This is a genomic window from Serratia sp. X10 (assembly GCF_017811775.1).
GTDB classification, from domain to species: domain Bacteria; phylum Pseudomonadota; class Gammaproteobacteria; order Enterobacterales; family Enterobacteriaceae; genus Serratia; species Serratia ureilytica.
This window is the reverse complement of record NZ_JAEIOH010000004.1, coordinates 66,162-90,568: the sequence shown is the minus strand read 5'-3', so window position 1 is coordinate 90,568 and position 24,407 is coordinate 66,162. Positions and strand designations below refer to the sequence as shown.

General features: G+C 60.4%; 26 protein-coding genes and 3 tRNA genes. 5 read left to right on the top strand and 24 right to left on the bottom strand.

Annotated elements, in window-relative coordinates:
* Positions 1-9: 9 nt before the first annotated feature.
* Genes rpsR through rpsF form a run of 3 tightly spaced genes read right to left on the bottom strand, consistent with a single transcriptional unit; the run spans position 10 to position 966 of the window.
* Entirely contained in the window at positions 10-237 is a 228-nt protein-coding gene (gene rpsR, locus J9788_RS14720) for a 30S ribosomal protein S18 (RefSeq protein ID WP_000135199.1), read from the bottom strand.
* Between the two features lie 4 nt (positions 238-241).
* On the bottom strand, positions 242-559 hold the full coding sequence (priB, locus tag J9788_RS14715; RefSeq protein WP_049233092.1) for a primosomal replication protein N: 318 nt from the start codon (positions 557-559) through the stop codon (positions 242-244).
* Positions 560-567: 8 nt separating this feature from the next.
* A complete protein-coding gene (gene rpsF, locus J9788_RS14710; protein ID WP_004933634.1) occupies positions 568-966 on the bottom strand; it encodes a 30S ribosomal protein S6 in 399 nt (132 codons plus the stop codon).
* A 236-nt stretch (positions 967-1,202) separates the two neighbouring features.
* Here rpsF and J9788_RS14705 point away from each other — a divergent pair, with 236 nt between their 5' ends.
* Both J9788_RS14705 and J9788_RS14700 read left to right on the top strand, forming a co-directional pair.
* Positions 1,203-1,409, top strand: a complete 207-nt coding sequence (locus J9788_RS14705; protein ID WP_182265160.1) for a hypothetical protein — start codon at positions 1,203-1,205, stop codon at positions 1,407-1,409.
* Between the two features lie 10 nt (positions 1,410-1,419).
* On the top strand, positions 1,420-1,686 hold the full coding sequence (locus J9788_RS14700) for a DUF1471 domain-containing protein (protein WP_046897971.1): 267 nt from the start codon (positions 1,420-1,422) through the stop codon (positions 1,684-1,686).
* A 99-nt stretch (positions 1,687-1,785) separates the two neighbouring features.
* Here the strand turns inward: J9788_RS14700 and J9788_RS14695 are convergent, their stop codons facing one another.
* Positions 1,786-2,160, bottom strand: coding sequence for a hypothetical protein (locus tag J9788_RS14695; RefSeq protein ID WP_046897970.1), 375 nt, complete (start codon positions 2,158-2,160; stop codon positions 1,786-1,788).
* 122 nt (positions 2,161-2,282) lie between these two features.
* A complete protein-coding gene (gene yjfP, locus J9788_RS14690) occupies positions 2,283-3,035 on the bottom strand; it encodes an esterase (RefSeq protein ID WP_182265159.1) in 753 nt (250 codons plus the stop codon).
* Between the two features lie 127 nt (positions 3,036-3,162).
* Between yjfP and bsmA the strand changes: the two genes are divergently transcribed.
* Positions 3,163-3,471 carry a biofilm peroxide resistance protein BsmA gene (gene bsmA, locus J9788_RS14685; RefSeq protein ID WP_046897968.1) on the top strand — a complete coding sequence of 103 codons (309 nt, stop codon included), beginning with the start codon at positions 3,163-3,165 and terminating at the stop codon, positions 3,469-3,471.
* Between the two features lie 123 nt (positions 3,472-3,594).
* The gene (locus J9788_RS14680; protein ID WP_025159584.1) at positions 3,595-3,870 is read left to right on the top strand and encodes a DUF1471 domain-containing protein; all 276 of its coding nucleotides are present in this window, start codon (positions 3,595-3,597) and stop codon (positions 3,868-3,870) included.
* On the opposite strand, the gene J9788_RS14675 is transcribed toward J9788_RS14680, so the two are convergent.
* The 16 genes from J9788_RS14675 to nnr form a co-directional block, all read right to left on the bottom strand.
* Positions 3,867-4,265 carry a DUF350 domain-containing protein gene (locus J9788_RS14675; protein ID WP_015376394.1) on the bottom strand — a complete coding sequence of 133 codons (399 nt, stop codon included), beginning with the start codon at positions 4,263-4,265 and terminating at the stop codon, positions 3,867-3,869. The genes J9788_RS14680 and J9788_RS14675 overlap by 4 nt on opposite strands.
* A 66-nt stretch (positions 4,266-4,331) precedes the next feature.
* The gene (locus J9788_RS14670; RefSeq protein ID WP_182265158.1) at positions 4,332-5,960 is read right to left on the bottom strand and encodes an isovaleryl-CoA dehydrogenase; all 1,629 of its coding nucleotides are present in this window, start codon (positions 5,958-5,960) and stop codon (positions 4,332-4,334) included.
* Positions 5,961-6,076: 116 nt separating this feature from the next.
* Positions 6,077-6,808 (bottom strand): 23S rRNA (guanosine(2251)-2'-O)-methyltransferase RlmB, encoded by a 732-nt coding sequence (rlmB, locus tag J9788_RS14665; RefSeq protein WP_004933653.1) that lies wholly within the window; start codon positions 6,806-6,808, stop codon positions 6,077-6,079.
* Between the two features lie 61 nt (positions 6,809-6,869).
* The gene (gene rnr / locus J9788_RS14660) at positions 6,870-9,344 is read right to left on the bottom strand and encodes a ribonuclease R (RefSeq protein ID WP_182265157.1); all 2,475 of its coding nucleotides are present in this window, start codon (positions 9,342-9,344) and stop codon (positions 6,870-6,872) included.
* Between the two features lie 59 nt (positions 9,345-9,403).
* Complete coding sequence (gene nsrR, locus J9788_RS14655) at positions 9,404-9,829, bottom strand: nitric oxide-sensing transcriptional repressor NsrR (RefSeq protein ID WP_015376391.1); 426 nt, start codon at positions 9,827-9,829, stop codon at positions 9,404-9,406.
* 233 nt (positions 9,830-10,062) lie between these two features.
* Positions 10,063-11,361: an adenylosuccinate synthase gene (locus J9788_RS14650; RefSeq protein WP_025159583.1), complete on the bottom strand. Its 1,299-nt coding sequence runs from the start codon at positions 11,359-11,361 to the stop codon at positions 10,063-10,065.
* Between the two features lie 98 nt (positions 11,362-11,459).
* Positions 11,460-11,660 (bottom strand): DUF2065 domain-containing protein, encoded by a 201-nt coding sequence (locus tag J9788_RS14645; RefSeq protein WP_004933666.1) that lies wholly within the window; start codon positions 11,658-11,660, stop codon positions 11,460-11,462.
* A 63-nt stretch (positions 11,661-11,723) separates the two neighbouring features.
* Positions 11,724-12,728, bottom strand: coding sequence for a protease modulator HflC (gene hflC, locus J9788_RS14640; RefSeq protein ID WP_004933669.1), 1,005 nt, complete (start codon positions 12,726-12,728; stop codon positions 11,724-11,726).
* Positions 12,729-12,731: 3 nt separating this feature from the next.
* Positions 12,732-13,982, bottom strand: a complete 1,251-nt coding sequence (gene hflK, locus J9788_RS14635) for an FtsH protease activity modulator HflK (RefSeq protein WP_182265156.1) — start codon at positions 13,980-13,982, stop codon at positions 12,732-12,734.
* 68 nt (positions 13,983-14,050) lie between these two features.
* On the bottom strand, positions 14,051-15,331 hold the full coding sequence (hflX, locus tag J9788_RS14630; RefSeq protein WP_182265155.1) for a ribosome rescue GTPase HflX: 1,281 nt from the start codon (positions 15,329-15,331) through the stop codon (positions 14,051-14,053).
* A 98-nt stretch (positions 15,332-15,429) separates the two neighbouring features.
* Positions 15,430-15,738: an RNA chaperone Hfq gene (gene hfq / locus J9788_RS14625; protein ID WP_209333060.1), complete on the bottom strand. Its 309-nt coding sequence runs from the start codon at positions 15,736-15,738 to the stop codon at positions 15,430-15,432.
* A gap of 114 nt (positions 15,739-15,852) precedes the next feature.
* Positions 15,853-16,794: a tRNA (adenosine(37)-N6)-dimethylallyltransferase MiaA gene (miaA, locus tag J9788_RS14620; protein WP_046897963.1), complete on the bottom strand. Its 942-nt coding sequence runs from the start codon at positions 16,792-16,794 to the stop codon at positions 15,853-15,855.
* Positions 16,787-18,670 (bottom strand): DNA mismatch repair endonuclease MutL, encoded by a 1,884-nt coding sequence (mutL, locus tag J9788_RS14615; protein WP_182265154.1) that lies wholly within the window; start codon positions 18,668-18,670, stop codon positions 16,787-16,789. The genes miaA and mutL overlap by 8 nt, the downstream gene beginning before the upstream one ends.
* Before the next feature lie 22 nt (positions 18,671-18,692).
* Complete coding sequence (gene amiB / locus J9788_RS14610; protein WP_046897961.1) at positions 18,693-20,489, bottom strand: N-acetylmuramoyl-L-alanine amidase AmiB; 1,797 nt, start codon at positions 20,487-20,489, stop codon at positions 18,693-18,695.
* A 7-nt stretch (positions 20,490-20,496) separates the two neighbouring features.
* Positions 20,497-20,967, bottom strand: coding sequence for a tRNA (adenosine(37)-N6)-threonylcarbamoyltransferase complex ATPase subunit type 1 TsaE (tsaE, locus tag J9788_RS14605; protein ID WP_025305017.1), 471 nt, complete (start codon positions 20,965-20,967; stop codon positions 20,497-20,499).
* Between the two features lie 10 nt (positions 20,968-20,977).
* Complete coding sequence (gene nnr / locus J9788_RS14600; protein WP_182265153.1) at positions 20,978-22,492, bottom strand: bifunctional ADP-dependent NAD(P)H-hydrate dehydratase/NAD(P)H-hydrate epimerase; 1,515 nt, start codon at positions 22,490-22,492, stop codon at positions 20,978-20,980.
* Between nnr and queG the strand changes: the two genes are divergently transcribed.
* The gene (gene queG / locus J9788_RS14595; RefSeq protein ID WP_046688096.1) at positions 22,491-23,630 is read left to right on the top strand and encodes a tRNA epoxyqueuosine(34) reductase QueG; all 1,140 of its coding nucleotides are present in this window, start codon (positions 22,491-22,493) and stop codon (positions 23,628-23,630) included. The genes nnr and queG overlap by 2 nt on opposite strands.
* A 311-nt stretch (positions 23,631-23,941) precedes the next feature.
* On the opposite strand, the gene J9788_RS14590 is transcribed toward queG, so the two are convergent.
* The 3 genes from J9788_RS14590 to J9788_RS14580 all read right to left on the bottom strand — a co-directional run bounded on the left by J9788_RS14590 (position 23,942) and on the right by J9788_RS14580 (position 24,289).
* Positions 23,942-24,017, bottom strand: a tRNA-Gly gene (locus J9788_RS14590).
* Between the two features lie 54 nt (positions 24,018-24,071).
* A tRNA-Gly gene (locus J9788_RS14585) sits at positions 24,072-24,147 on the bottom strand.
* A 66-nt stretch (positions 24,148-24,213) separates the two neighbouring features.
* Positions 24,214-24,289 (bottom strand) — tRNA-Gly (locus J9788_RS14580).
* Between the last annotated feature and the right edge of the window lie 118 nt (positions 24,290-24,407).

The window sequence follows — 24,407 nt, the reverse complement described above, 5'->3', positions numbered from 1 at the left end:
AGTGGCCGATTACTGATGACGATCAGTGTACGGCAACAAAGACAGGTAGCGCGCGCGCTTGATAGCACGGGCCAGCTGGCGCTGATATTTTGCACGAGTACCGGTGATACGGCTCGGTACAATTTTACCACTTTCGGTGATGTAGTTTTTCAGCGTAGCGATGTCTTTATAGTCAATCTCTTGAACGCCTTCCGCGGTGAAACGGCAGAACTTGCGACGACGGAAATAACGTGCCATTTGGCTAGTCTCCAGAATCTATCAATTCAATCTGCTCGGCATGCAGAACCAATTTGCTCAGCCCGTTGCGCCCTTGATGGCAGCTTACAAAGCCTTGCACGGTAATCTGACTGCCGACCGTTAATCTTTGAGTTAGTGCTTGTGACTGTTGTCCGCTGACAACCACGGGCATTCGGCACCATGCTTGTCTGCTGAATCCGGCTTCCATCTGCTGCGAACGGTGCTCTAGCACAAATTGGCAGTGCGGTATCCCGGAAGGACTCACTTTTCGAACCGGTGCCTTGCACACAGTGCCCGACAAAACCAGACGATTAGCCGTCACGGCGGCAATTACTCTTCAGAATCCCCAGCATCTGCATCATCTGCGGTTTCGTTAGCGAAGTCTTCGCGGCGATCGCCACGACGTTCGTCTTTCGCTTTAACCATCGGAGATGCTTCAGTTACCGCGTGCTTAACGCGCATAACCATGCTGCGGATAACGGCGTCGTTGAAGCGGAAGTTAGTTTCCAGCTCATCGATCGCTTCCTGCGGCGCTTCAACGTTCAGCAGAACGTAGTGAGCTTTGTGCAGTTTATTGATCGGATAAGCCAGCTGACGGCGGCCCCAGTCTTCCAGACGGTGAATCTGACCTTGCGCGTTAGTGATGGTAGCACTGTAACGCTCGATCATGCCCGGAACCTGTTCGCTTTGGTCAGGATGGACCATAAAAACGATTTCGTAATGACGCATCGAATTGCTCCTTACGGATTATTCAGCCTCCTGTCAGGGTCAACCGCGGCCCATGGAAGCAAGGAACGTGTTTAGTGTGCGGCTGAAAAATGACGCGTAATCATACTGACGCAGGGCGGGAAACTCAAGGACTGCGTGGGTTTTATTCGCATTATTGAGAGGGGGTATGGGAAATAGCACGATTTGCTGGCGAGGAAACCTATGTACGCCGATCCATCAGTTTCAAAAATCTTTCAATGAAATCAGCGCTGAGTCACAAATCTATTTCATTTTTTTTGAAAGAGGTCATCAAAACACCCGGCTTTTTAATCCGCCGCAACCGACTAAAATTAACCTTATCCGCCGCAGACAGCGCGACGAAAAAGACCCCAGGTTATTCAATGCAGATAAATGACTTTTTGCCGCAGCGACACTCGCTGTCAAGCCGTAACGGCAAAAAGTAAGAGAGGCACTATGAAACGCATCCTTCTCGCGACGGCGCTTGCCGCCCTGTTCTCCGCCAACGTGATGGCCGCGACGGAGATCTCCTCGCACCAGGCCGATCAACGCCAGAGCGTCGGCTTCGTCACCCTGAACCAGAACGTGGTCTCGCCGGATGACGCCAGCAGCCAGGTCAGTAAAATCGCCGATCAACGCGGTGCAAGCTCTTATCGCATCATCGCCCTGCACGAACCGAGCGACAACAGCACGATGCACGTTAGCGCCGAGCTGTACCGTTAAAAAGACGCGCCACGCCAGGGAAATCCCCAGGGCTTCATCAGAAAGCCCGTTCAGTCCGCACCGGAGCGCCGCCTGTCGGGCGCTCCACTTCCTCACCCATCACAGTTTGAGCAACGTCGGCGCGCTGAACGCCTTGCCCGGATTGTGCAATTGCAGCGCCATCCGCAGATAGTTTGTCCGTACCTGCAGCAGTTCGGCGCTTTCCTCCAGCGTCGCCCGCTGCTCGAAGGAGAGCGAGCCGGCCTTCACGGTTTGCGCGGCCGCCGCTTTCGGCGCAGAGGCGAACAGCGCCGTCATGTTTTGCACCGTCTGCGCGGTGATGCGCGACAGCGGATTCGCCTTGTTTTGCCGCGCCTTGCCGTCGGCGGCGCCCAACAGCTCGCTGAAGGCCGCTGAGTTAAGATCGGCGCGCGCTTTTATCGTTCCCATCAAACTGCGATCGGCCTCGGCCGTCTTGCTGATACCCTTTATCATGCTCTGCTCCTTGCCGCCCCTGAAAGAATTCACGCTGACATTCTCCCCTTCGAGCGGCCAAACGATGGCCGAAATAGCCTGCGCAGAGCGCTGTAATTCCACGCATCGCGCCCGGAGGCGCATTACAATTCGCGGCGGAAGAAATCGGTGGTGGCGGACAGCGCCAACGGCGTGATGCGGTGCTTCACGCCCGGCTCGACGAGCGATGTCAAACGGCCGTCCGCACCTTGCTGCCGCAGTTCAGCCGCCAAACGCAGGCTGTCCGCCGCCGGCACCACGTCGTCCGTCTCGCCGTGCCACAGCAGCAGCGGCCGCCCGGCGATCTGCGCCAAACGTCCTTCCAGCTCATACTCCGCCAGCACGGCGGTTCGCGCCGCAAACGCGGCCGGCGAGAGCGCCTCGCCCGTCTCGCCCAACGGCGGATACAGCGTTTGCGCCAGCGCACGGTAATAGCCGGAGCCCATCAGGCTGGCGGCCGCCCGGATCCACGGGAAGCGCGCGAAGGCACCGAGCGCGGTCATGCCGCCCATTGAGGCGCCGGCGACGCCGATGCGGCCGTCGGCGATCAGGCCGAGCCGCTCGAAATGCGCCTTGATCTGCGGCAGTTCGTCGATATTGCTGCGCAGGATCTCCCAGAACGACGCCAGGCGCCGCGCCTCATCGCCGTCGAACCGCTCGCCGTGCCGATCGGCATCCGGCAGCACCGCCCGAAAACCGGCGCGCGCCAGCGCATAGGCGAAGTAGGCGTACACCTCTTTCGACGAGGTATAGCCATGGCAGAAGAACACCGTCGGCAGCGGCCGATGATACTGCCCCGCCGGCACCGCATGGATCACCGCAATATCGCCCGCCCGCTCGTCATGAATTTCGATCATCCGTTCATCCTCAACTCACCTGTTGGCATTCATCATGACAAACTTGCGCGAAGCAGCGATAGCTCAATCTGTTACAGCTTATATTGCGTTACACTGAAGCCATCGCACCGGCGCTTCCGAGGTCACCATGACGATTGTCCGCACACTCATTACCCTGACGCTGGCCGCACAGCTTTCCGCCTGCGGCATCATGACCACCACGCCGAAACCGCCGCCGCCCCCCACCACTCAGGCGCAGGAGATCGTTCGCGCGCAAACCGCCGAGCTGGTGAAAATCGGCACCGTCACCGCCGTGGTACGCGGCAGCCCGATGGACGTGGAAGCGGAGATCCAGCGCAAGGCCACCGCCGCCGGCGCCCGTTATTACGTGATCATCATGAACAGCGAGACCGTCGTGCCGGGCCAATGGTATTCCCAGGCGATCCTGTATCGCTAAGGCGGGGATTTTTTAAGCAGATTTACACTGGCTTTGCACTGGCTGAAGCAGGGTGTTGCACACTGAGGGACAGCATGCCGCATGTTGCGGGTGTCGAATCAGGATCTGACGAAGGGGAACGCCATGAAACGCTCCACCGCACTCACCTCCCTCTTGCTTTCCATGGGGTTGCTCAGCACCGGCGCACAGTCCGCCGAGCTGGCGCCCGCCGATCGCGTGACGCCGCTCAGTGAAATCGCCGAGATCACCTTCAACGATCTGCCCGGCTCACCGCAGGAGGCGGAACTGGCCATCGCCCGCACCGCCGACCAACACGGCGCCAGCTATTACCGCATCCTGCGCATGGAAGAGCAGGCGCACCCGCCTGGCTGGCGCGCCTCGGCGATCTTATACCTTTAGTAGCTCATGCAAGCCGCATTCAACACGCCGCCGCTGACGGAGACGCCCCCCAGGAAAATCCCGGCGGCCAGGTGATTCGCTTCTATCTTGTCGCTGATGCGCGGCATGTAGATCTTCACGGCCGCGAACAGCAGCAGTTGCACCACCAGCGCCACCACGCCCCACAGCAGGTAATCCAGCAGGCTGATCGAGTTGATCGCCGCGCTGGCCAACGGGATCACATACCCCAGGCAGGCGCCGATGAAAGCAAAGGCGGCGGATTGATTATCGGCCTTGATCAGCGCCCATTCGTCGTGCGGGGTGATGCGGGTATAGACGAACAGAAACACCAAAATCATGGCGAAGCCGCTGAAGAAGTAAGAGGCGAACGCCGCCAACGCGCTGAGAATATCCATGTGCATTTTCCTGTCAGAGTGAGGCTGAATTAAAAAGGTTTTCGCCGCCGGGCGCCACCCTTTTCCCTAACCGCCGATGGCGCGGTTCAACAACAGCTCGCACACCTCGGCCGACAGCAGGCTCTCACCGCGGTGATCCAGCGTCAGGTGACACCAGGCGTCGGCGATCTGCGGGCTGGCGTGCTGCAACAGCTGCGCGGCGCAGCACAGATCGAACAGCTGCTGGGTCAGCAACCGCCCCATCTCCTCGCTCGGTTGCCGGGCACGCTGCTGCCACTGCCGCCAGGCGTGATCGAACAACCGATTCTGGCCGCGCACCGGCTGCAGCTCGAACTGCAACATCTCGAGCGCGCCCGGCAGTTTATGCAAACTGCGCAACACGTCCAGGCACATGATGTTGCCGGAGCCTTCCCAGATGCTGTTCACCGGCATCTCACGGTACAGGCGCGGCAGTTCGCTCTCCTCGCAGTAACCAATGCCGCCCAGCACCTCCATCGCCTCGGCGATGAACGGCATGCCCTGCCGGCAGATGCTGTATTTGGCCGCCGGCGTCAGCAGGCGGCTGTAGATCAGTTCGCCTTCATTGCTGCGGCTCTCCCAGGCGCGGGCCAGCCGGAACAGCAACGCGGTATGCCCTTCCAGCCGCAGCGCCATGCGCGCCAAGACCTGGCGCATCAGCGGTTGTTCTATCAACAACTTGCCGAACGCCTGCCGCTGCAGCGCATGATACAGCGCCACCGACAGCCCGCGGCGCATCAGGCCGTGGCTGCCCAGCGAACAGTCGAAACGGGTCAGGCCGCCCATCTTCAGGATATGCCGCACCCCGTCGCCCTCATCGCCCAGCAGCCAGGCCGTGGCGTCCTGAAACTCCACCTCGCTGCTGGCGTTGGAGCGGTTGCCCAGCTTATCTTTCAACCGCTCAAGGCGAATGGCGTTGCGGCTGCCGTCCGGCAAAATGCGCGGCAGGAAAAAGCAGGACAGCCCGCCTTCGGCCTGCGCCAGCACCAGGTGCGCATCGCTTTGCGGCACCGAGAAGAACCACTTGTGCCCCACCAGCCGGTAGGCTTCGCCCGGCCCGCGCGCGCCGAGCGGCGTGGCGGTGGTGGTATTGCTCAAGACATCGGAGCCGCCCTGTTTCTCCGTCATGCCCATGCCGATCAGCAGGCCGCGCTTTTGCCCGCCCGGCAGCAGATGAGCGTCATAACGATCCGACAGCAGCGGCGTCAGCCAGGCGCGAAACTCGGCCGGTAACGCCTGCAGCAGCAGCGGCGTGGCGCCGAAGGTCATGGTCACCGGGCAGAGCGTGCCGGCCTCGACCTGCGCATGCAGCATAAAGCGCGCGGCGCGCGCCACGAAGGAACCGATGCGCGCATCCTCCTGCCAGGGCAGGTTGTGCACCCGGTTGGCGATCAGCCCCTGCATCAGGATATGCCAGGCAGGGTGAAAGCGAACGTCGTCCAGCCGCTGGCCGGTGGCGTCGTAGCGCAGCAGCTCCGGCGGGTTGGCGTTGGCCAGCCGCCCCAGCTCCAGCGACTCCTGCGTGCCGAGCTGCTGGCCCAGCGAAGCCAATACCTCGGCGTCCCAACCGCCTTGCTCGCGCTGCAACGCTTCGCGCAGCGGCGTATCGGAGAGAAACAGGTTGCTGTTGCCCAGCGGCTTGGGTTGGTTAAAAACGGTGTGCGTAGTCCAGACCATGAGAGTGCTCCCTGAAAAAAGCGTCAGGGGTAAGTATGGTCGGCGCAGAGATTTCTGCCGCAGGCGGGATCACAAGAGGGGGAATTAACGGGAGCACGGCGCTCCCGTCAGAAGAATCAGCCGCGCTGGCGCACCGCTTCAAACAGACAGATGCCGGTGGCGACCGACACGTTCAGTGAAGAGACGGTACCGGCCATCGGGATGCTGATCAGCTCATCGCAGTGTTCGCGGGTCAGGCGGCGCATGCCTTCGCCTTCCGCGCCCATCACCAGCGCCATCGGGCCGGTCATTTTGCTCTGATACAACGTATGGTCGGCTTCGCCGGCGGTGCCGACGACCCAGACATTCATCTCTTGCAGCAGACGCAGCGTGCGCGCCAGGTTGGTCACGCGGATCAGCGGCACGTTTTCAGCCGCGCCGCAGGCCACTTTCTTGGCGGTGGCGTTCAGCTGGGCGGAACGGTCACGCGGCACGATCACCGCGTGCACGCCGGCCGCATCGGCGCTGCGCAGGCAGGCGCCGAGGTTATGCGGGTCGGTCACGCCGTCCAGCACCAGCAGGAATGGCGTTTCCACGCTCTCCAACAGGCCCGGCAGATCGTTCTCCTGATACTGACGCCCTTCGCGCACCCGGGCGATGATCCCCTGGTGCACCGCGCCTTCAACCTTGTCATCCAGCCATTGGCGGTTCGCCACCTGGATCACGATGCCGGTCGCTTCCAGCTCGGCGATCAGCGGCTGCAGGCGGCGATCTTCGCGGCCTTTCAGGATGAACACTTCCAGGAAGCGTTGCGGATCGCGCTCTAACAGGGCTTTGACGGCGTGGATGCCGTAAATAATTTCGCTCATGATGCTCTTTTAAAGTCGTGCGGCCGGCGATAACCGGCCGATGGTAACGATGTGCGGCAGGTTAAGCCTGCTCGGCACCTTTCTTCTTGGCTGCGCGTTTGGCTTTGGTCGCCGCCGCGATTTTCCGCGTTTTGTCGGACGCTTTCTTGGCTTTCTTTTTCGCCTTCTTCACGTTGTCCACGGGCTTGGCGTCATCCTGCTTACGGAAGGCGCTGTCCGGCTCGAAGTTGGCCGGCGGTTTGCCGCCGCGGCGCTTGCCGCGCCCCGCATTGCCGCTGTCGCGCAGCGTGCGCTGGCCGCCCTTCTTGGCGCGATCGCGCTCGGTTTTGCCTTCACCGCGCGCTTTGCGGGTGCTGGACACCAGCGCGAAGTCGATCTTGCGCTCGTCCATGTGCACCGCGTCCACGCGGATCTCCACCGTATCCCCCAGGCGATAGACCGTGCCGGAAGATTCGCCGATCAGGCGCTGGCCGATATTATCGTAGCGATAGTAATCATTATCCAGCGTTGATACGTGCACCAGCCCGTCGATGAACAGATCGTTCAGGCGCACGAAGAAGCCGAAGCCGGTCACGCTGGAGATGATGCCGCTGAACACCTCACCGACGTGATCCTGCATGAAGTCGCACTTCAGCCAGTCGGCAACGTTGCGCGTCGCTTCGTCCGCGCGGCGCTCGGTCATCGAGCAGTGTTCGCCCAGCTGCAGCATCTCTTCGAACTCGCTGTGCCAGCCGCCGGTCGGCGTCCAGCGTTCTTTCTGCTCGCCGTGTTCTTTGGCCAACTGATATTTGATCGCACGGTGCAGCGCCAGATCCGGATAACGGCGGATCGGCGAGGTGAAGTGGCCATAAGACGCCAGCGCCAGGCCGAAGTGGCCGCGGTTTTCCGGATCGTAAATCGCCTGCTTCATCGAACGCAGCAACATGGTTTGCAGCATTTCGTGGTCAGGGCGCTCGGACACTTCATCCATCAGCACCGCATAGTCCTTCGGCTGCGGTTTGTTGCCGCCGCCCAGCGTCAGCCCCAGCTCGCTCAGCACGCTGCGCAGCGCGGAGATGTGGTCATCGCTCGGACGATCGTGCACGCGGTACAGCGCCGGCTCGTTGCGTTTCTCGACGAAGCGCGCGGCCGCCACGTTGGCCATGATCATGCACTCTTCGATCAGCTTGTGGGCGTCGTTGCGCACCGTCGGCTCCACGCGCTCGATGCGGCGTTCGGCGTTGAAGATGAATTTGGCTTCTTCGGTTTCAAACGCGATGCCGCCGCGCTCGGCGCGCGCCTTATCCAGCACCTTGTACATGGCGTGCAGCTCTTCCAGGTGCTTGACCAGCGGGTGGTAATGCTCGCGCAGCTCCTGATCGCCCTGCAGAATGTGCCACACCTTGTTGTAGGTCAGGCGAGCGTGGGAGCTCATCACCGCCTCGTAGAACTTGGCCGTGGACAGGCGCCCCTGGGCGGAGATGGTCATCTCGCACACCATACACAGGCGATCGACTTGCGGGTTCAGGGAGCACAGCCCGTTGGACAGCACTTCCGGCAGCATCGGGATCACCTGCGACGGGAAGTAGACCGAGTTGCCGCGGCTGCGCGCTTCGTCATCCAGCGCGGTGCGTGGACGCACGTAGTAGCTGACGTCGGCGATCGCTACCCACAGGCGCCAGCCGCCGCCGCGTTTTTTCTCGCAGTACACGGCATCATCGAAGTCGCGCGCGTCTTCACCGTCGATGGTGACCAACGGCAGCTTGCGCAGATCGACGCGGCCCTTCTTGGCCGCTTCCGGCACCTGTTCGCTGAGATCGGCCACCTGCTTTTCCACCTGCGGCGGCCAGGTATGCGGGATCTCATGGGTGCGCAGCGCGATATCCACCGCCATGCTGGTGCCCATTTTGTCGCCGAGGATCTCGACGATCTTGCCGACCGCTTTGGTGCGGCGGGTTGGGCGCTGAGTCAGCTCCACCACCACCATGTACCCCATGCGCGCGCCGCTGACGCTGTCCGCCGGGATCAGAATATCGAAGCTCAGACGGCTGTCGTCCGGCACCACGAAGCCGGTACCGGCATCCATGAAGAAGCGGCCGACGATCTGGCTGGTTTTCGGCACCAGCACGCGCACGATGCGCGCTTCGCGACGCCCTTTGCGATCCGCGCCCAGCGCCTGCGCCAGCACCACGTCACCGTGGATCGCCATTTTCATCTGTTCGGCGGACAGATAGAGATCGTCTTTGCTGCCTTCAACGCGCAGGAAGCCGTAGCCGTCGCGATGGCCGATCACCGTGCCGCGCAGCAGGTCCAAACGCTCCGGCAGCGCGTAGCACTGGCGGCGGGTAAACACTAACTGGCCATCGCGCTCCATGGCGCGCAGGCGGCGGCGCAGCGCTTCCAGCTGTTCTTCGCCGCTGAGGCCCAATTCGTTGCCCAGTTCTTCGCGGCTGGCCGGCGTTTCTCGTTTCGCCAAATGGGCCAGGATATATTCACGGCTGGGGATGGGAGATTCGTATTTTTCTGCTTCTCGTTCCAGGAATGGATCTTGTGACATTGCGGTTCCTCCGTTGTCATCAGCAGGATGACGTTGAGCCTTGTCTTCTCAACGTCGTTTTATTCGACAAGCAATAGCTTGTAGAGCGGCGGATTGTCTTCGACCATGTCGGCCAACGTATGCTTATCCAGCTCTTCAAGGAAATTCTGTACGCCCTGTTGGAGCACCTGCTTCAATCGGCAGGCAGGGGTGATGTGGCAAAACTCGCTGCTGCAGTTAACCAGCGCAAGCGGCTCCAGCGCCCGCACGACATCGCCGAGGCGAATGCTCTCGGCCGGTTTGCCCAAACGGATGCCGCCATGCTTGCCGCGCACCGCCGTGACAAAACCGACCCGGCTCAACTGATTGATGATCTTCACCATATGGTTGCGAGACACGCCATACACCTCGGTCACTTCCGAGATACTGGTCATCTTGTCCTGCGGCAACGAGGCCATGTAGATCAACGCCCGCAGACCATAATCAGTAAAACTTGTTAACTGCACATCTTACCTCTGGGTATGACTTTACCCGTCTGATACGCCGCTTTTCGGCGCTATTCAAAAGATTACTCATTGGATAATAAACCAGCCGGAGAGTTCGTCGCTAATTATTTAGCGAATCCCGCGCCCTAAGGCGGGTTTATGAAAGGATTTTTTGACGTGAAACCGCAATCGGAGGGAGTCAGGATAAAAACAAACCGGGACGCGCCCGGTTTGTTTAGTGCCGCAAAGCCTGATTATGCGTCGAACGGGTCGCGCAGGATCATGGTTTCGCTGCGATCCGGGCCGGTAGAGATGATGTCTACCGGTACGCCGGTCACTTCTTCGATGCGCTTGATGTAGTTCAGCGCAGCTTGAGGCAGCTTGCTGTGCTCTTTCACGCCAAAGGTGGTTTCGCTCCAGCCCGGCATGGTTTCGTAGATAGGCTCAATGCCTTCCCAGCCTTCAGCCGCCAGCGGAGTGGTGTCCACTTCACGGCCGTCCGGCATGCGGTAACCCACGCAGATCTTCACTTCTTTCAGGCCGTCCAGGACGTCCAGTTTGGTCAGGCAGAAGCCAGACAGGGAGTTGATCTGCACCGCGCGACGCACCGCTACCGCGTCCAGCCAACCGGTACGACGACGACGGCCGGTGGTGGCGCCGAACTCGTTACCCTGCTTGCACAGGTACTCGCCGGTTTCATCGAACAGTTCGGTTGGGAACGGGCCTGCACCCACGCGAGTGGAGTAGGCTTTCACGATGCCCAGCACGTAGTCCACATAACGCGGGCCGATGCCGGAACCGGTAGCCACGCCGCCGGCGGTGGTGTTGGAAGAGGTCACATACGGGTAAGTACCGTGGTCGATATCCAGCAGGGTACCCTGAGCGCCTTCGAACATGATCAGATCGCCACGCTTGCGCGCGCCGTCCAGCAGTTCGGAAACGTCAACCACCATCGCGGTCAGGATATCGGCGATAGACAGCACGTAGTCCAGCGTCGCCTGATAATCGACGGCTTCAACTTTGTAGTAGTTGACCAGTTGGAAGTTGTGGTAATCGACGATCTCTTTCAGCTTAACGGCGAAGGTTTCTTTGTTGAACAGATCGCCGACGCGCAGACCGCGACGAGCCACTTTATCTTCGTAAGCCGGGCCGATGCCGCGACCGGTGGTGCCGATCGCTTTCGCGCCGCGCGCTTTCTCACGCGCGTTATCCAACGCAACGTGGTAAGGCAGGATCAACGGGCAAGCTTCAGAGAGTAACAGACGTTCGCGTACCGGGATGCCACGCGCTTCGAGTTCACCCATTTCTTTCATCAATGCGTCCGGCGCCAGAACAACACCGTTGCCGATGATGCTGGTGACGTTTTCACGCAGAATACCTGAAGGAATTAAATGAAGAACGGTTTTTTCACCGTTGATTACCAGAGTGTGGCCAGCGTTATGGCCACCTTGGTAGCGCACAACATATTGAGCCCGTTCAGTCAGCAGGTCTACAACCTTGCCTTTACCTTCGTCACCCCATTGGGTGCCCAGTACGACGACGTTCTTACCCATTTTTCAAAATCACCGATTGCTTAAAAATGGATTCTACCACCGTAATTTTCGATTTTCAGCACTTTTAGCATACGATTGCATAAATTTTGGGCTAGACTTTAAAGACCCGTGCGGCCGCTCAACATGTAGTAGATCACGCAGCCCGCAACCACTATTCCACCGCCAAATCGCCGCAGCGTCGCGTCCGGCAGCTGCGACATCGCCACAATCATTTTGCGCCAGGCCTGCGGAAACAGCATCGGCCCCAGTCCTTCCAGCACCAGGACCAGCCCGAGCGCCAGCCAAATCGTTGAATTCATGCATCCCCCAAAAACGAGAAAGGGCCCGCGAAAACGGGCCCTCGATCAGATTGCCTGCCGCGCTTATTTGCGCAGGGTATCAGGCGACTTCATGTAGCGGAAGAAATCGCTGTCCGGGCTCAGTACCAGCACGTCCTGGTTGTCCTTGAAGCTGGCTTCATAGGCACGCAGGCTGCGGATAAAGGCATAGAAGTCCGGATCCTGGCTGAACGCGTTGGCGAACAGCTTGGCTGCTTCAGCATCGCCTTCACCACGGGTGATGCGCGCCTGACGCTCGGCTTCCGCCAGGGTACGGGTCACTTCGTAGTCCGCGCTGGCGCGCAGTTTCTCGGCTTCTTCCTGGCCCTGCGAGCGCAGGCGACGGGCTACCGCTTCACGCTCGGCGCGCATACGCTGGTAGATGGCGTCGGAGACTTCGGCCGGCAGGTTGATCTGCTTGATACGCACGTCGATCACTTCGATGCCCAACGCCGCCATGCTGTTCGGGTTCACCTGCGGCTGTTTGCCGGTGGTTTCCCGCTCAACGCGCGCCGCCGCAGAGGCGATAGCGTCATCGGCTTCGGTGGTCGCCACTTCTTCGCCGTCACCCACGGTGCCGGTGTTCAGCGCGTCACGCACGTCAGACATCAGCTTGCCGCGCGAGTCGGTCACGATGTCTTTCACGTCCAGACGGCCGATTTCGGAACGCAGACGGTCGCTGAACTTACGCTTCAGCAGCACTTCGGCCTGGGAGACGTCGCCGCCGCCGGTCGCCAGATAGTAGCGGCTGAAGTCGCTGATGCGCCACTTCAGATAGGAGTCAACGATCAGGTCTTTCTTCTCGCTGGTCACGAAGCGATCGGCCTGGTTGTCCATGGTCTGGATACGCGCATCCAGGTTCTTCACGGTCTCAATGAACGGGATCTTGAGGTGCAGACCCGGCGCATACACCAGCGGCTTGTTTTCGCCGTCGCGCAGTACTTTGCCGAAGCGCAGCACGATGCCGCGCTGGCCTTCCTGCACCACGAACAGCGAAGCGTACAGCACCACCAGCACCGCGAGGACAATAACTACAAAAGACTTACGCATTGATTACTCTCTCCCTACGCGAGTGGTGTCGTCACGCTGCGCATTCGCCCGGCGCTGATCCATAACCGATCCGCTGCTGGTGCGCGGGGTGCTGCTGTTGGCAGCCGGCGCTGGATTCGGATTGAGGCGAATCAGGCTGGTATCCTTGTTGCCGCTCTCCGTCGCCGCGCCTTGGCCGCGCAGCATCTGATCCAGCGGCAGCACCATCAGGTTGTTGCCTTTGTCGCTCACCAACACCTTACGGGTATGGCCCAGCACTTTTTCCATGGTTTCGATATACAGACGCTCGCGGGTGATCTGCGGTGCGGACTTGTATTCCGGCAACAGCTTGGCAAAGCGCGCCACCTCACCCTGAGCTTCCAGGACGGTGCGGTCTTTATAAGCCTTGGCGTCTTCCAGCAGACGCTGCGCCTGGCCGTTCGCACGCGGCTGAACTTCGTTGGCGTAAGCTTCCGCTTCACGGATGTATTGCTGCTCGTTCTCACGCGCGGCGATCGCATCGTCGAACGACGCCTTCACCTCTTCCGGCGGACGCGCCGCCTGGAAGTTGACGTCCAGCAGCGTGATGCCCATGTTGTAAGGACGAATGGTCTCTTCCAGCATGCGCTGCGTATCGTTACGCACCACGGTACGGCCTTCGGTCAGGATGCGATCCATCGAGTATTTGCCGATCACGCCGCGCAGGGCGCTGTCGGTCGCCTGGCTCAGGCTGTCGTCGGCATTGACGACGCTGAACAGATACGCTTCCGGGTTGGTCACGCGGTACTGCACGTTCATTTCCACGCGCACCACGTTTTCATCGGAGGTCAGCATCACGCCGGACGCCGCCAGCTCACGCACGGATTCTACGTTCACCGGACGCACGTCGTCGATGAAGGTCGGCTTCCAGTTCAGACCCGGCTGCACCAGATGGCTGAACTTACCGAAACGCGTCACGACACCGCGCTCGGCTTCCTTGATGGTGTAGAAGCCGCTGGCGGCCCAGATCACCACCACGGCAACCGCCGCGATACCGATAATGCGGCCGCTGAAGCCCGGGCCGGAGGCCCCGGTGCCGCCGCTATTGCTGTTGGAGCCTTTGCCCCCGCCAAAACCGCTCAATTTCTTGCTCAGTTTGCGGAAGATATCATCCAAATCAGGTGGCCCTTGATCACGACCGCCTTTGTTGTTACCGCCAGAGTTGCCGCCATTGTTATTGCTGCTCCCCCACGGGTCGCGGTCCTGTCCGTTATTACCGGGCTGATTCCACGCCATGTTTTAGCTCCATATTCTGTGATTGGGTACTTCAGGCTTTCGCGAAGCATAAATGTAACAGGATATGATCATACGATAAAGTCAATCAGGTCCTGTTCTTGCTTGCAGAGACGACGCCATTCGACGATCGGCATTCGCACCACCACGCCAATGCTGCCGTCCTCTTCGTTCCACTCTTTTTCAATCGCCTGAAGCTGGTAAAAACGGCTGCGAAGACGGCCTGCCCGTGGCGGTAAGCGCAATTCGTAATGCGCGATCTCCCCCGATAAGCGCTCCGTCAACGCCTGATACAGCAACGGAATACCCTCTCCGCTGGCGGCGGACAGCCACACCCGGATCGGCAGGTTTTCATCGTTGCGGTCGATACGCGGCACAAAATCGTCCAGCATATCTATTTTGTTCATCACTAACAGTGTAGGGATTTCATCCGAGTCTATCTCCGCCAGCACGGTGTTCACCGCGTCGATGTTCTCGTCGACGCGCGGATCCGCCGCGTCGATGACGTGCAGCAGCAAAGAGGCCTGGCGCGTCTCCTGCAGCGTCGCCTTGAAGGCGGCCACCAGATCGTGCGGCAGGTGCCGGATAAAGCCTACGGTATCCGCCAACACGGTATCCCCCACGTCCGGCACGCCAATGCGCCGCAACGTAGGATCCAGGGTGGCAAATAGCTGGTCCGCCGCATACACCTCGGCAGACGTTATTCGGTTAAACAGGGTGGATTTGCCGGCGTTGGTATAGCCCACCAGCGATACGGTCGGCACATCGGCGCGGGTTCGCGCGCGTCGGCCTTGTTCACGCTGCTTCTCTACCCGCTCCAGGCGGCGCAGAATCAAGCTGATACGATCGCGTAACAGGCGACGGTCGGTCTCAAGCTGGGTTTCCCCCGGCCCGCGCAGGCCTATCCCCCCTTTTTGCCGCTCCAGGTGCGTCCAGCCGCGTACCAGACGCGTGGCGATGTGACGCAGCTGCGCCAGCTCCACCTGCAGCTTACCTTCATGGGTGCGGGCACGCTGGGCGAAAATGTCTAAAATCAGCCCGGTGCGATCGATCACCCGGCATTCGCACAGGCGCTCGAGGTTTCTTTCCTGCGCCGGGGAAAGGGAATGATCAAACAGGACAACAGACGCGCCGCTGGCTTTCACCGCATCTGCAATTTCTTCGGCCTTTCCTTCGCCGACAAAGTACTTCGGATGCGGGGCTTTGCGGCTACCAGTCACCACTTGCAAAGCTTCGACACCGGCTGAGGAGACCAGCGATTCGAACTCGCTGAGGTCTTCCGTATCTTTGTCTTGCGAGAAATAGATATGAACCAGTACGGCCTGCTCACCGGCTTCATAACGGTCAAACAAGCGTGCAACCTCTCAAACGGACACTCACCGTGAGTTTGGGGGACATAAACAGCACGCGGCTGCTTATGCTCCCCGTCATGGTTGACTTGCAACGCGCTTTATTCAGCGTCATCGCTTTCCTGCTGCGGCTGTTGCTGCGCAGACGGATTGTTACCATGGTGATAGTTGCTTGAACCGCCGCTCGGATTGTTGCTGTGATGCGAGACCGGGCGTGACGGGACAACGGTAGAGATAGCGTGCTTGTACACCATCTGGCTAACCGTGTTCTTCAACAGGATGACAAACTGGTCAAAAGACTCAATCTGGCCTTGCAGCTTAATACCATTCACCAAATAAATAGAAACCGGAACACGTTCACGACGCAATGCGTTCAGGAACGGATCTTGCAAAGGTTGCCCCTTAGCCATTCTATCTTTTCCTTATTTGCTTGTTGTTTGTAACTAAGAACCTGTCGGCTCTAAAATAAACGACGTAAAAAATTTGCGCGCTGAATACTCAGCAATTGTACACAATCACCCAACCTATGCACTAACAACCTGTGTCACCGAGTCCAAAGCCTCTCCCGGCTTTTCACTGTCCAACCAATGGACCGACTCCCAACCCCGTAACCAGGTCATCTGGCGTTTAGCCAACTGACGTGTTGCGCAAATACCACGATAAACCATCTCATCGTAACTAATTTCACCAGACAAGTATGACCACATCTGGCGGTAACCGACACAGCGAATGGAGGGCAAGTCCGTATGCAAATCACCCCGTGCGAAAAGTGCACGCGCTTCCGTCTCAAAACCCGCCGCCAACATTTGATGGTACCGCAGCTCGATGCGTTGATGGATCAACTCACGGCTGGTCGGCGCTATCGCAAATTGGTGAACTTGATACGGTAACGATTCACCCGAAATTTTAGTCAGTTCCGTTAAAGTTTTACCCGAAATAAAAAAAACTTCCAGTGCTCTGGACAGTCTCTGCGGATCATTCGGATGAATTCTCACTGCCGCGACCGGATCGATCGCCTGTAACTGACGGTGCAGCGCCTCCCAGCCCTGCTCCGCCGCTTGCCGTTCGATGCGCTCGCGCACCGCGGGATCGGCGGACGGCAACGGCGACAATCCTTCCAGCAACGCCTTGAAATACAACATGGTGCCGCCCACCAACAGCGGAATACGGCCGGCGGCGGTGATGTCGGCCATCTCTTTCAGCGCATCGGCGCGGAACTCCGCAGCCGAGTAAGCTTCAGCGGGATCGCGAATATCGATCAGCCGATGCGGCGCCTGCGCCAATTCTTCGGCGCTCGGCTTGGCGGTGCCGATATCCATGCCGCGATAAATCAGCGCGGAATCGACGCTGATCAGTTCCACCGGCAGGCGCTCGCGCAGCGCGATCGCCAGCGCGGTCTTGCCCGAGGCGGTCGGCCCCATAATGAAAATAGCCGGGGGACGTGATGTCATTTCAGTGTTAGTCATGCTTGAGGGCCGCCAGTGCGGCCTGTAAATCAACAGGTTGTAAAAGTCCGCTCGGTGGCGATTTGACCAGCTGCGGGCAAAGTCGTTCAACGTCGGTCAGCAATTGTATCGCTTGCGAGGTGTTCCACTGTTCATGTTCACTGCCGAGATGGCGAGCGAGCCAGGTGGCCAACACCGCGGGCGACATCTCCTGATGCTCGGCCAGATAGCCTAACAGTTCGGGTATCAGTTTTTGTAAATTTTGTTGGCGTAATGGTAAAGGCACTGCGCGCAACGTCACACGGCCGTGATCCGTCTGCAAATCCAGCCCCATCATCGTCAGCAGCGCCTGATGCCGCGCGATGGCCGCCGCTTCGTTCTTGTCCAACGTCAGCTTGACTGGGATCAGCAGCGGCTGCGGCCGCAGCCCTTCCGTCGGCGGATTGAGCTGCGCCTGGCGCAGCCAGCGCTCGGCCACCGTCAGGTTGAGCAACGCCGGCTGCTGACGCTGTTCAATCAGTGCGTAGCACGGCGGATGGATCATCAGCACCCGGCCAAAGCTGTGTTGCCCGCTCGCCAACGGCGTTTCCACGGCGGCTTTCACCGACGGGAACAGCGGCGGCCGACTCGGGGCTTCCGGCGCGGCCTCAGCCTGCGGCTCGGCGGCAGGCCGCATCAGTTTGCCATACAGCTCGCCTTCGCGTTTCTGGTAACCGCCCGCCGTTTGCCAGCCCTGCTGGGGGGGGCGCTCGCGGGCAGCGCCGGCCGGTGGCGGCGTTTCGCGACGCGGCGCAGGCTGAGAAAAATGGTTGCCGCCGGCGGCGACGCGGTTTTCCTGCTGCCAGACCGGCGCAGGCGCCTCGTCAGGCGTTTCCGCCAGCGGCAGCGACGGCGTCTGCCCGGCCTGTTGCAGCACCGTGGTCACCGCCTGGTAGATAAAATCGTGCACCAGCCGCGCCTGATGGAAACGCACCTCGTGCTTGGCGGGATGAACGTTGACGTCCACCTGGTGCGGATCCACCTCCAGATACAACACGTAAGCGGGCTGCTGATCGTCTTTCAGCTGATCCTGATAGGCCTGACGAATGGCGTGGTTGATCAAGCGATCGCGCATCATGCGGCTGTTGACGTAGCAATACTGCATTTCACCCAGCTGGCGCGCCCCGTCCGGATCCGCCACCCAACCGCGGATGTTCAGATCGCCATGCTGCCAGTCGATGTTCAGCGCATGCTGCAAAAACGCCGGGCCGCAGATGCTGCCCAAACGGCGCTCGTGCTGGCTTTCTTCCTTCGCCGCCCGATATTGGCGGATCAGTTTGCCGTTATGGCTAAGGTTGATCGCCACATCGAAGCGCGCCAGCGCGATGCGCCGCACCACTTCATCGATATGGCCGAATTCGGTTTTCTCGGTGCGCATGAACTTGCGGCGCGCCGGCGTGTTGTAAAACAAATCCAGCACTTCCAGCGTGCTGCCGACCGGGTGCGCAGCGGGTTTGATCGTCACCGCCTGTTCGCGCCCTTCGGCATAGGCTTGCCACGCTTCGCTCTGGTCTGCGGTGCGCGACGTCAGGGTCAAACGGGAAACCGAGCTAATGCTGGCCAGCGCTTCGCCGCGAAAACCGAGGCTGACGATCGCCTCCAGGTCGTCGAGCGTGCTGATTTTACTGGTGGCGTGCCGCGCCAGCGCCAGCGCCAGATCGTCCTTGCCGATACCGCAGCCGTTGTCGCGAATGCGGATCAGCTTGGCGCCGCCGCGTTCGATATCGATATCGATGCGCGTCGCACCGGCGTCCAGGCTGTTTTCCACCAGCTCTTTGACGACCGACGCGGGGCGTTCGACCACCTCTCCGGCGGCGATCTGGTTGGCGAGCTGTGGCGGTAACACCTGGATAGGCATTCTGACTCCTGTAGCGGTGGCGCTAGGCCTGCGGAATGGTCAGCGTCCGATCCAACGGCGCGACGTCCGACTTCAGATTATTGACCCGTTTCAGATCGCCGACGCTGACCCCATAACGAGAAGCGATAGAGGACAGCGTGTCCCCACGGGCCACTTTATGTTTAGACGGCTTCTTCGCCGGCGTTTTCGCTTTGGCGACGGCGGTGACGGCGGCGGTTTTCCCCGCCGGCACCTTCAGGCGTTGCCCGACCCACACGCCGTCTTTCTTCAGTTTGTTCAGATCCCGCAGCGCCGCCATGGTCGTGCCGTAGCTGTCGGCGATGCCGGAAAGCGTCTCCGCCCGTTTAACCACGTGGATCTGGGTCTTGCCGCTTACGCTGCGGCTCGCGCCGGCCGAGTTGACGATAGGCTCAGGCTGGCGCACGTCTGGTGTTGAGGTGTTAACCGCCGCTGCGACGTCCAGCGGTCGGTTTTCCACCTTTGGGTCGGCTTGCAGCGGATGCGCCAGGAAGTAGCTGCGCAGGCCGTTATGAATGGCCTTGGCAATCTTCTCCTGATACGCGCTACTGCCCAGCAGCCGCTCCTCCGTGCTATTACTGATAAATCCTGTTTCCACCAGCAGCGATGGAATATCCGGCGAACGCAGCACGCCCAGGCTGGCGTGTTCCGGCCGGCGTTTATGCAACGATCCGACGCTCTGCAGCTGCTGCAGCACCTTCACCGCCACATCGTAGCCAACGCGCTGCGAGTGGCCGAACTGCAGATCCAGCACCGCCTGGCTCAGATAAGGGTCGGCCTGGCTGTTGGCCAGCAAGTCGCCGGCACCGCCGAGCAGCTCGGACTGCTTCTCATGCTGTTCGAGCCAGCCGGCCATTTCGCTGTTGGCGCGGCGATTGGACAGCACCCAAACGGAAGCCCCGCTGGCGCTGCGGTTTGGCGCGGCGTCGGCGTGGATGGAGACCAGTACGTTGGCGCCCTGTTTACGCGCAACGTCGGAACGCCCCATCACCGAAATAAAATAGTCGCCGTTACGCGTCAGCACCGGCTTGAACTGCGGATCGGCGTCCAGCATCGCCTGCAGGCGACGCGCGATGGCGATAGTGACATTCTTCTCCTTCAACCCGCTCGGGCCGATGGCGCCCGGATCCTGGCCGCCGTGGCCGGCGTCGATCGCCACCACCACCCGATCGCCGGAACCGGCGGAAACACGGCTGCTGCGCGGCGTCACCTCAGTGGCGGTGCCCGCGACTACGCTCTGTTTATTGGTAAAGGGATTCGATCCCGTCGGCGCTTTGCGCAGCGGCGGCTCCGGCGCTTCACGCACCGCGACCGGCGCCTGACGCGGCGGTTGGCTGACGGCGACCGGCGCAGGCGTTTGGACCGGCGCTTTACGCGCCACGGTATTGGCGCCGCCTTCGGCCGTAAGGGTGAATACCACGGTGTGCACGCCGCCGTTCTGGCGGGTGGAGACGCGGGTTTTGGCGCGCTGAGTCAGATCAAACACCAGACGCACGCTCTGAGCGTCTTTCGGCGCGCTGGAGCGAATGCTTTTCACCAGGTTTTGGCCGCTGAAATTGAGCGGCAGCCCGCCGACCTTGCCTTTCTGGTTGACGTCCAGCACCACGCGCTCCGGGCCGTGCAGCGGGAAAAACGCGTAGTCCGGCGGGCCATTGAAGCTCACCGACACCGTCGCTTCGCGCTGGGCGTTGGACACTTTGATATCGGACAGCGAGGACGCCGCCAGCGCGTTCAACGCGCCGAGCGGCCCCAGCACGGCGATCAGCATGATGACCGCAAATTTTTTCAACGCATGCGTCATTGCAGCATCATCCCTGTGATCCATGAATACGGTCTAACAGCTGGCTGCCGTAAGCAGAAATCGCCTCGATCTTCGCCTCTCGTCCCTCGCCCTGATAGCTGAGGTGCAGCGCCAGATCCGGCTCCGGCAGCACGCCGGTGCCCTGCTGCGGCCATTCGACCAGGCAGATGGCGTCTTGCGCGAAGTAATCGCGAATGCCCATAAATTCAAGCTCTTCCGGATCGGCCAGGCGATACAGATCGAAGTGATATACCGCCAAGGGCTGCAAGGCATAGGGCTCCACCAGCGTGTAGGTCGGGCTTTTGACATTGCCCTGATGCCCCAACGCCTGCAGGAAGCCACGGCTGAAGGTGGTTTTACCGGCGCCCAGGTCGCCGTAGAGATAGATGACGCTGGCGCGATCGCAGGCCTTGGCCAAAGTGGTACCCAAAGCGACAGTCGCTGCCTCGTCCGGCAGAGGTAAAACGAGTTCTTTCATTCGATAAAGTCTATTTTGCCCACTCAGGGTTAACGAAATGAAGGATGTCCGGCAGTAAATCGGTCGCCAACATGCCTCTTGTTCCTTGTCTTTCCGCTACGCGATCGCCGGCCGCACCGTGTACGACGCAGCCCGCACAGGCGGCATCATACAGCGAGAGCTTTTGCGCCAGCAAACCGCCGATGATGCCCGACAGCACATCGCCCATGCCGCCGGAGGCCATGCCGGCGTTGCCGACGTCGGCGATCGCCATCTGGCCCTGCTCATCGGCGATCAGCGTGCCGGCGCCTTTCAGCACCGCCACGCCGCCGTAGCGCGCCGTCAGGTTACGCACGGCAAGTAAGCGATCACTTTCGATGTCGGCACTGCTGCAGCTCAACAGCCGCGCCGCCTCTCCGGGATGCGGAGTCATCACGCGATTCTGCCGTTTCTCGGGATTTAATGCCAGCAAGTTCAGCGCATCGGCATCCCACAAGGCCGGTTTATCGCTGGTTTGCAGCACGTTCAAGGCGTTTTTGCCCCACTCAGCCTGCCCCAGCCCCGGGCCAATCACCAGCACGTCCGCCCATTGCATCGCCTGCCGCAAAGTCGTCTCGTCCAGCGCCTGCACCATCAACTCCGGCCTGGCCGCCAGCAGCGGCGCGACGTGCTCAATGTGAGTAAGCACTCGCACCAATCCAGCCCCGCTGCGCAGCGCCGCTTCCGCCGCCATGCGAATGGCGCCGCCGAATCCGCGGTCGCCGCCCACCAGCAGCAGACGACCATGTTCGCCCTTATGGGCGCAGGGGCGCCGCGGATGCAGCCAGCGCGGCAACGCCTCGGCGGTAAGCCGCTGAATCTGCACCGGTTGCTTCGCCAGCCAATCCGATAAGCCTAGCGTATCCTGATGAAGTTGCCCGACCCAGTCGCGCGCCTGGCCGGTCAGCAACCCCGGCTTGAGGCCGATAAATGTGACGGTGTGCGCGGCACGTACAACCGCGCCCGGCGCCGCGCCGCTTTCCGCCAGCAGCCCGGACGGGATATCGAGCGCCACCACCGGCGCCGAATGGCGGTTGGCGGCCTCAATCAGCGCATCAAAAGGCGCGCGCGGCACGCTGGCGAGGCCGGTGCCTAACAGACCGTCGATAATAAGAGAGACGGACGCCGGCCAGCGGCTGTTCGCCGGCAGAATATCGCCGCCGGCGGCCAGCCAGGCCTCGCGGGCCGCTGCGGCCTCCGGCGGCAAAGGGCGTGCGCCTTCACAGGCGATCACCGTCACCTGCACGCCCGCCGCCTTCGCCAAACGCGCCACCACATAGCCGTCGCCGCCGTTGTTGCCGTGGCCACAGAGCACCAGCCAGTGGTTGCAGCAGGGATAAGTGCCGCGCGCCAGTACGTAGGCCGCCTGACCGGCGCGCAGCATTAAATCGTAAAGAGAAAGACCGAGCGAGGCCGCCGCCGCAGGTTCCGAACGACGGATCCAATCCGCAGGCCAGACAGAGTGTGATAAACTGTCGGCGTATGCTTTTTCACTGTGGCCCGTCATGACGCACCCCCTCGATCTCCATCAACTCGCCCAACATATCAAGCAATGGGGGCAATCGCTAGGATTCCAGCAGGTTGGCATCTGCGATACCGATCTCAGCCTGGAAGAGCCGAAGTTGCAGGCCTGGCTCGACAAACAGTACCACGGCGAGATGGAGTGGATGGCGCGCCACGGCATGCTGCGCGCGCGCCCCCACGAGCTGTTGCCGGGCACGCTGCGGGTGATCAGCGTACGCATGAACTACCTGCCGGCCAAGGCGGCATTCGCCAGCACCCTGCAGAACCCGCAATTGGGCTACGTCAGCCGCTATGCGCTGGGGCGCGATTATCACAAGCTGTTGCGTCAGCGCCTGAAAAAGTTGGGCGATCAGATCCAGGCCTACTGCGGCGAACTAAATTTCCGCCCCTTTGTCGACTCGGCGCCGGTCATGGAGCGCGCGCTGGCCGCCAAGGCGGGCATCGGCTGGGTTGGTAAACACTCACTAATTCTTAACCGCGAAGCCGGATCCTGGTTTTTCCTCGGCGAACTGCTGATCGACCTGCCGCTGCCGGTGGATCAGCCGCAGGAAGAGCAGTGCGGCCGCTGCGTCGCCTGCATCACCACTTGCCCGACCGGGGCCATCGTCGCGCCCTACACCGTCGATGCCCGGCGCTGCATTTCCTACCTGACCATCGAGCTGGAAGGCGCGATCCCGGAGGAATTCCGGCCGCTGCTCGGCAACCGTATCTACGGCTGCGACGACTGCCAGCTGATCTGCCCGTGGAACCGCTTTTCACAACTCACCGACGAAGACGATTTCAGCCCGCGCGCCGCGTTGCATGCGCCGCAGCTGATCGATCTGTTCAGTTGGACGGAAGAAAAATTCCTGCGCATCACCGAAGGCTCGGCGATACGCCGCATCGGTCACCTGCGCTGGCTGCGCAATATCGCCGTGGCGCTGGGCAATGCACCTTATGAGGACAGCATCGTGCTCGCGCTGCGCACGCGCTTGGGCCAAGACGCCATGCTGGACGAACATATCCACTGGGCGCTGGCGCAACAGCTCGCTCGCCGTGAAGCGCAGGGCATCGAGGTGCAAACGGCGCAGAAAAAACGGTTGATACGGGCTGTGGAAAAAGGTTTGCCAAGGGATGCCTGACGGGGTGCGCCGCGCGGGCGTATCGCCCGAAATCTCACTCTGTGGATTTGTGCATAAAAATAAAAACACGTTGTCTTTCAACTGCAACAAAAAGAGCAAGTGATCGGCATAACGTTTTGGGATAAATAAATAAGCTTATAAATCAAATGTATAAATATTTAATTTGTATGACGTTGATTTTTCAGGCTGGTGGGTTTATGTACAGAGGCTGTGGATAACTCTGTTCACAACGTTTTTAGCAGGTGTGTAAAACAGGACAAAAACCCGCGCCGGATAAGGCGTTGGATTTGAGTTTGAAACGAAGAGAAAATTGGAGCGGGAAACGAGACTCGAACTCGCGACCCCGACCTTGGCAAGGTCGTGCTCTACCAACTGAGCTATTCCCGCATTGAGATGCTTTTGGCATCCGGTCACCAAACACTGGCGTGACCTTTGAATTTTTGGAGCGGGAAACGAGGCTCGAACTCGCGACCTCAACCTTGGCAAGGTTGCGCTCTACCAACTGAGCTATTCCCGCGTCGCATAGGTACTGCTTGATACTGCTTTATTTATTCATCATGCCGCATCGCGACATTGTTGAATTTGGAGCGGGAAACGAGACTCGAACTCGCGACCCCGACCTTGGCAAGGTCGTGCTCTACCAACTGAGCTATTCCCGCCCGGCGTATCGATGGTGGAACTTTACGAAATTCTTCATCGGTACGGGGTGCGCATTATACGAGAAATCCTTTTTGTCGCAAGCCCCTGAAAGCAAAAAAACGCGATTTTTGTTTGATT

Coding starts and splice junctions, on each gene's coding strand:
- queG (WP_046688096.1), top strand. CDS start 22,491: ATGACGCACCCCCTCGATCTCCATCAACTCGCCCAACATATCAAGCAA.
- J9788_RS14675 (WP_015376394.1), bottom strand. CDS start 4,265: ATGGATATTCTCAGCGCGTTGGCGGCGTTCGCCTCTTACTTCTTCAGC.
- nnr (WP_182265153.1), bottom strand. CDS start 22,492: ATGACGGGCCACAGTGAAAAAGCATACGCCGACAGTTTATCACACTCT.
- J9788_RS14680 (WP_025159584.1), top strand. CDS start 3,595: ATGAAACGCTCCACCGCACTCACCTCCCTCTTGCTTTCCATGGGGTTG.
- J9788_RS14650 (WP_025159583.1), bottom strand. CDS start 11,361: ATGGGTAAGAACGTCGTCGTACTGGGCACCCAATGGGGTGACGAAGGT.
- rpsF (WP_004933634.1), bottom strand. CDS start 966: ATGCGTCATTACGAAATCGTTTTTATGGTCCATCCTGACCAAAGCGAA.
- miaA (WP_046897963.1), bottom strand. CDS start 16,794: ATGACTAACACTGAAATGACATCACGTCCCCCGGCTATTTTCATTATG.
- hflC (WP_004933669.1), bottom strand. CDS start 12,728: ATGCGTAAGTCTTTTGTAGTTATTGTCCTCGCGGTGCTGGTGGTGCTG.
- J9788_RS14705 (WP_182265160.1), top strand. CDS start 1,203: ATGAAATCAGCGCTGAGTCACAAATCTATTTCATTTTTTTTGAAAGAG.
- amiB (WP_046897961.1), bottom strand. CDS start 20,489: ATGACGCATGCGTTGAAAAAATTTGCGGTCATCATGCTGATCGCCGTG.
- hflK (WP_182265156.1), bottom strand. CDS start 13,982: ATGGCGTGGAATCAGCCCGGTAATAACGGACAGGACCGCGACCCGTGG.
- rnr (WP_182265157.1), bottom strand. CDS start 9,344: ATGTCACAAGATCCATTCCTGGAACGAGAAGCAGAAAAATACGAATCT.
- hfq (WP_209333060.1), bottom strand. CDS start 15,738: ATGGCTAAGGGGCAACCTTTGCAAGATCCGTTCCTGAACGCATTGCGT.
- bsmA (WP_046897968.1), top strand. CDS start 3,163: ATGACGATTGTCCGCACACTCATTACCCTGACGCTGGCCGCACAGCTT.
- tsaE (WP_025305017.1), bottom strand. CDS start 20,967: ATGAAAGAACTCGTTTTACCTCTGCCGGACGAGGCAGCGACTGTCGCT.
- J9788_RS14695 (WP_046897970.1), bottom strand. CDS start 2,160: ATGATAAAGGGTATCAGCAAGACGGCCGAGGCCGATCGCAGTTTGATG.
- yjfP (WP_182265159.1), bottom strand. CDS start 3,035: ATGATCGAAATTCATGACGAGCGGGCGGGCGATATTGCGGTGATCCAT.
- J9788_RS14645 (WP_004933666.1), bottom strand. CDS start 11,660: ATGAATTCAACGATTTGGCTGGCGCTCGGGCTGGTCCTGGTGCTGGAA.
- J9788_RS14670 (WP_182265158.1), bottom strand. CDS start 5,960: ATGGTCTGGACTACGCACACCGTTTTTAACCAACCCAAGCCGCTGGGC.
- rpsR (WP_000135199.1), bottom strand. CDS start 237: ATGGCACGTTATTTCCGTCGTCGCAAGTTCTGCCGTTTCACCGCGGAA.
- J9788_RS14700 (WP_046897971.1), top strand. CDS start 1,420: ATGAAACGCATCCTTCTCGCGACGGCGCTTGCCGCCCTGTTCTCCGCC.
- mutL (WP_182265154.1), bottom strand. CDS start 18,670: ATGCCTATCCAGGTGTTACCGCCACAGCTCGCCAACCAGATCGCCGCC.
- rlmB (WP_004933653.1), bottom strand. CDS start 6,808: ATGAGCGAAATTATTTACGGCATCCACGCCGTCAAAGCCCTGTTAGAG.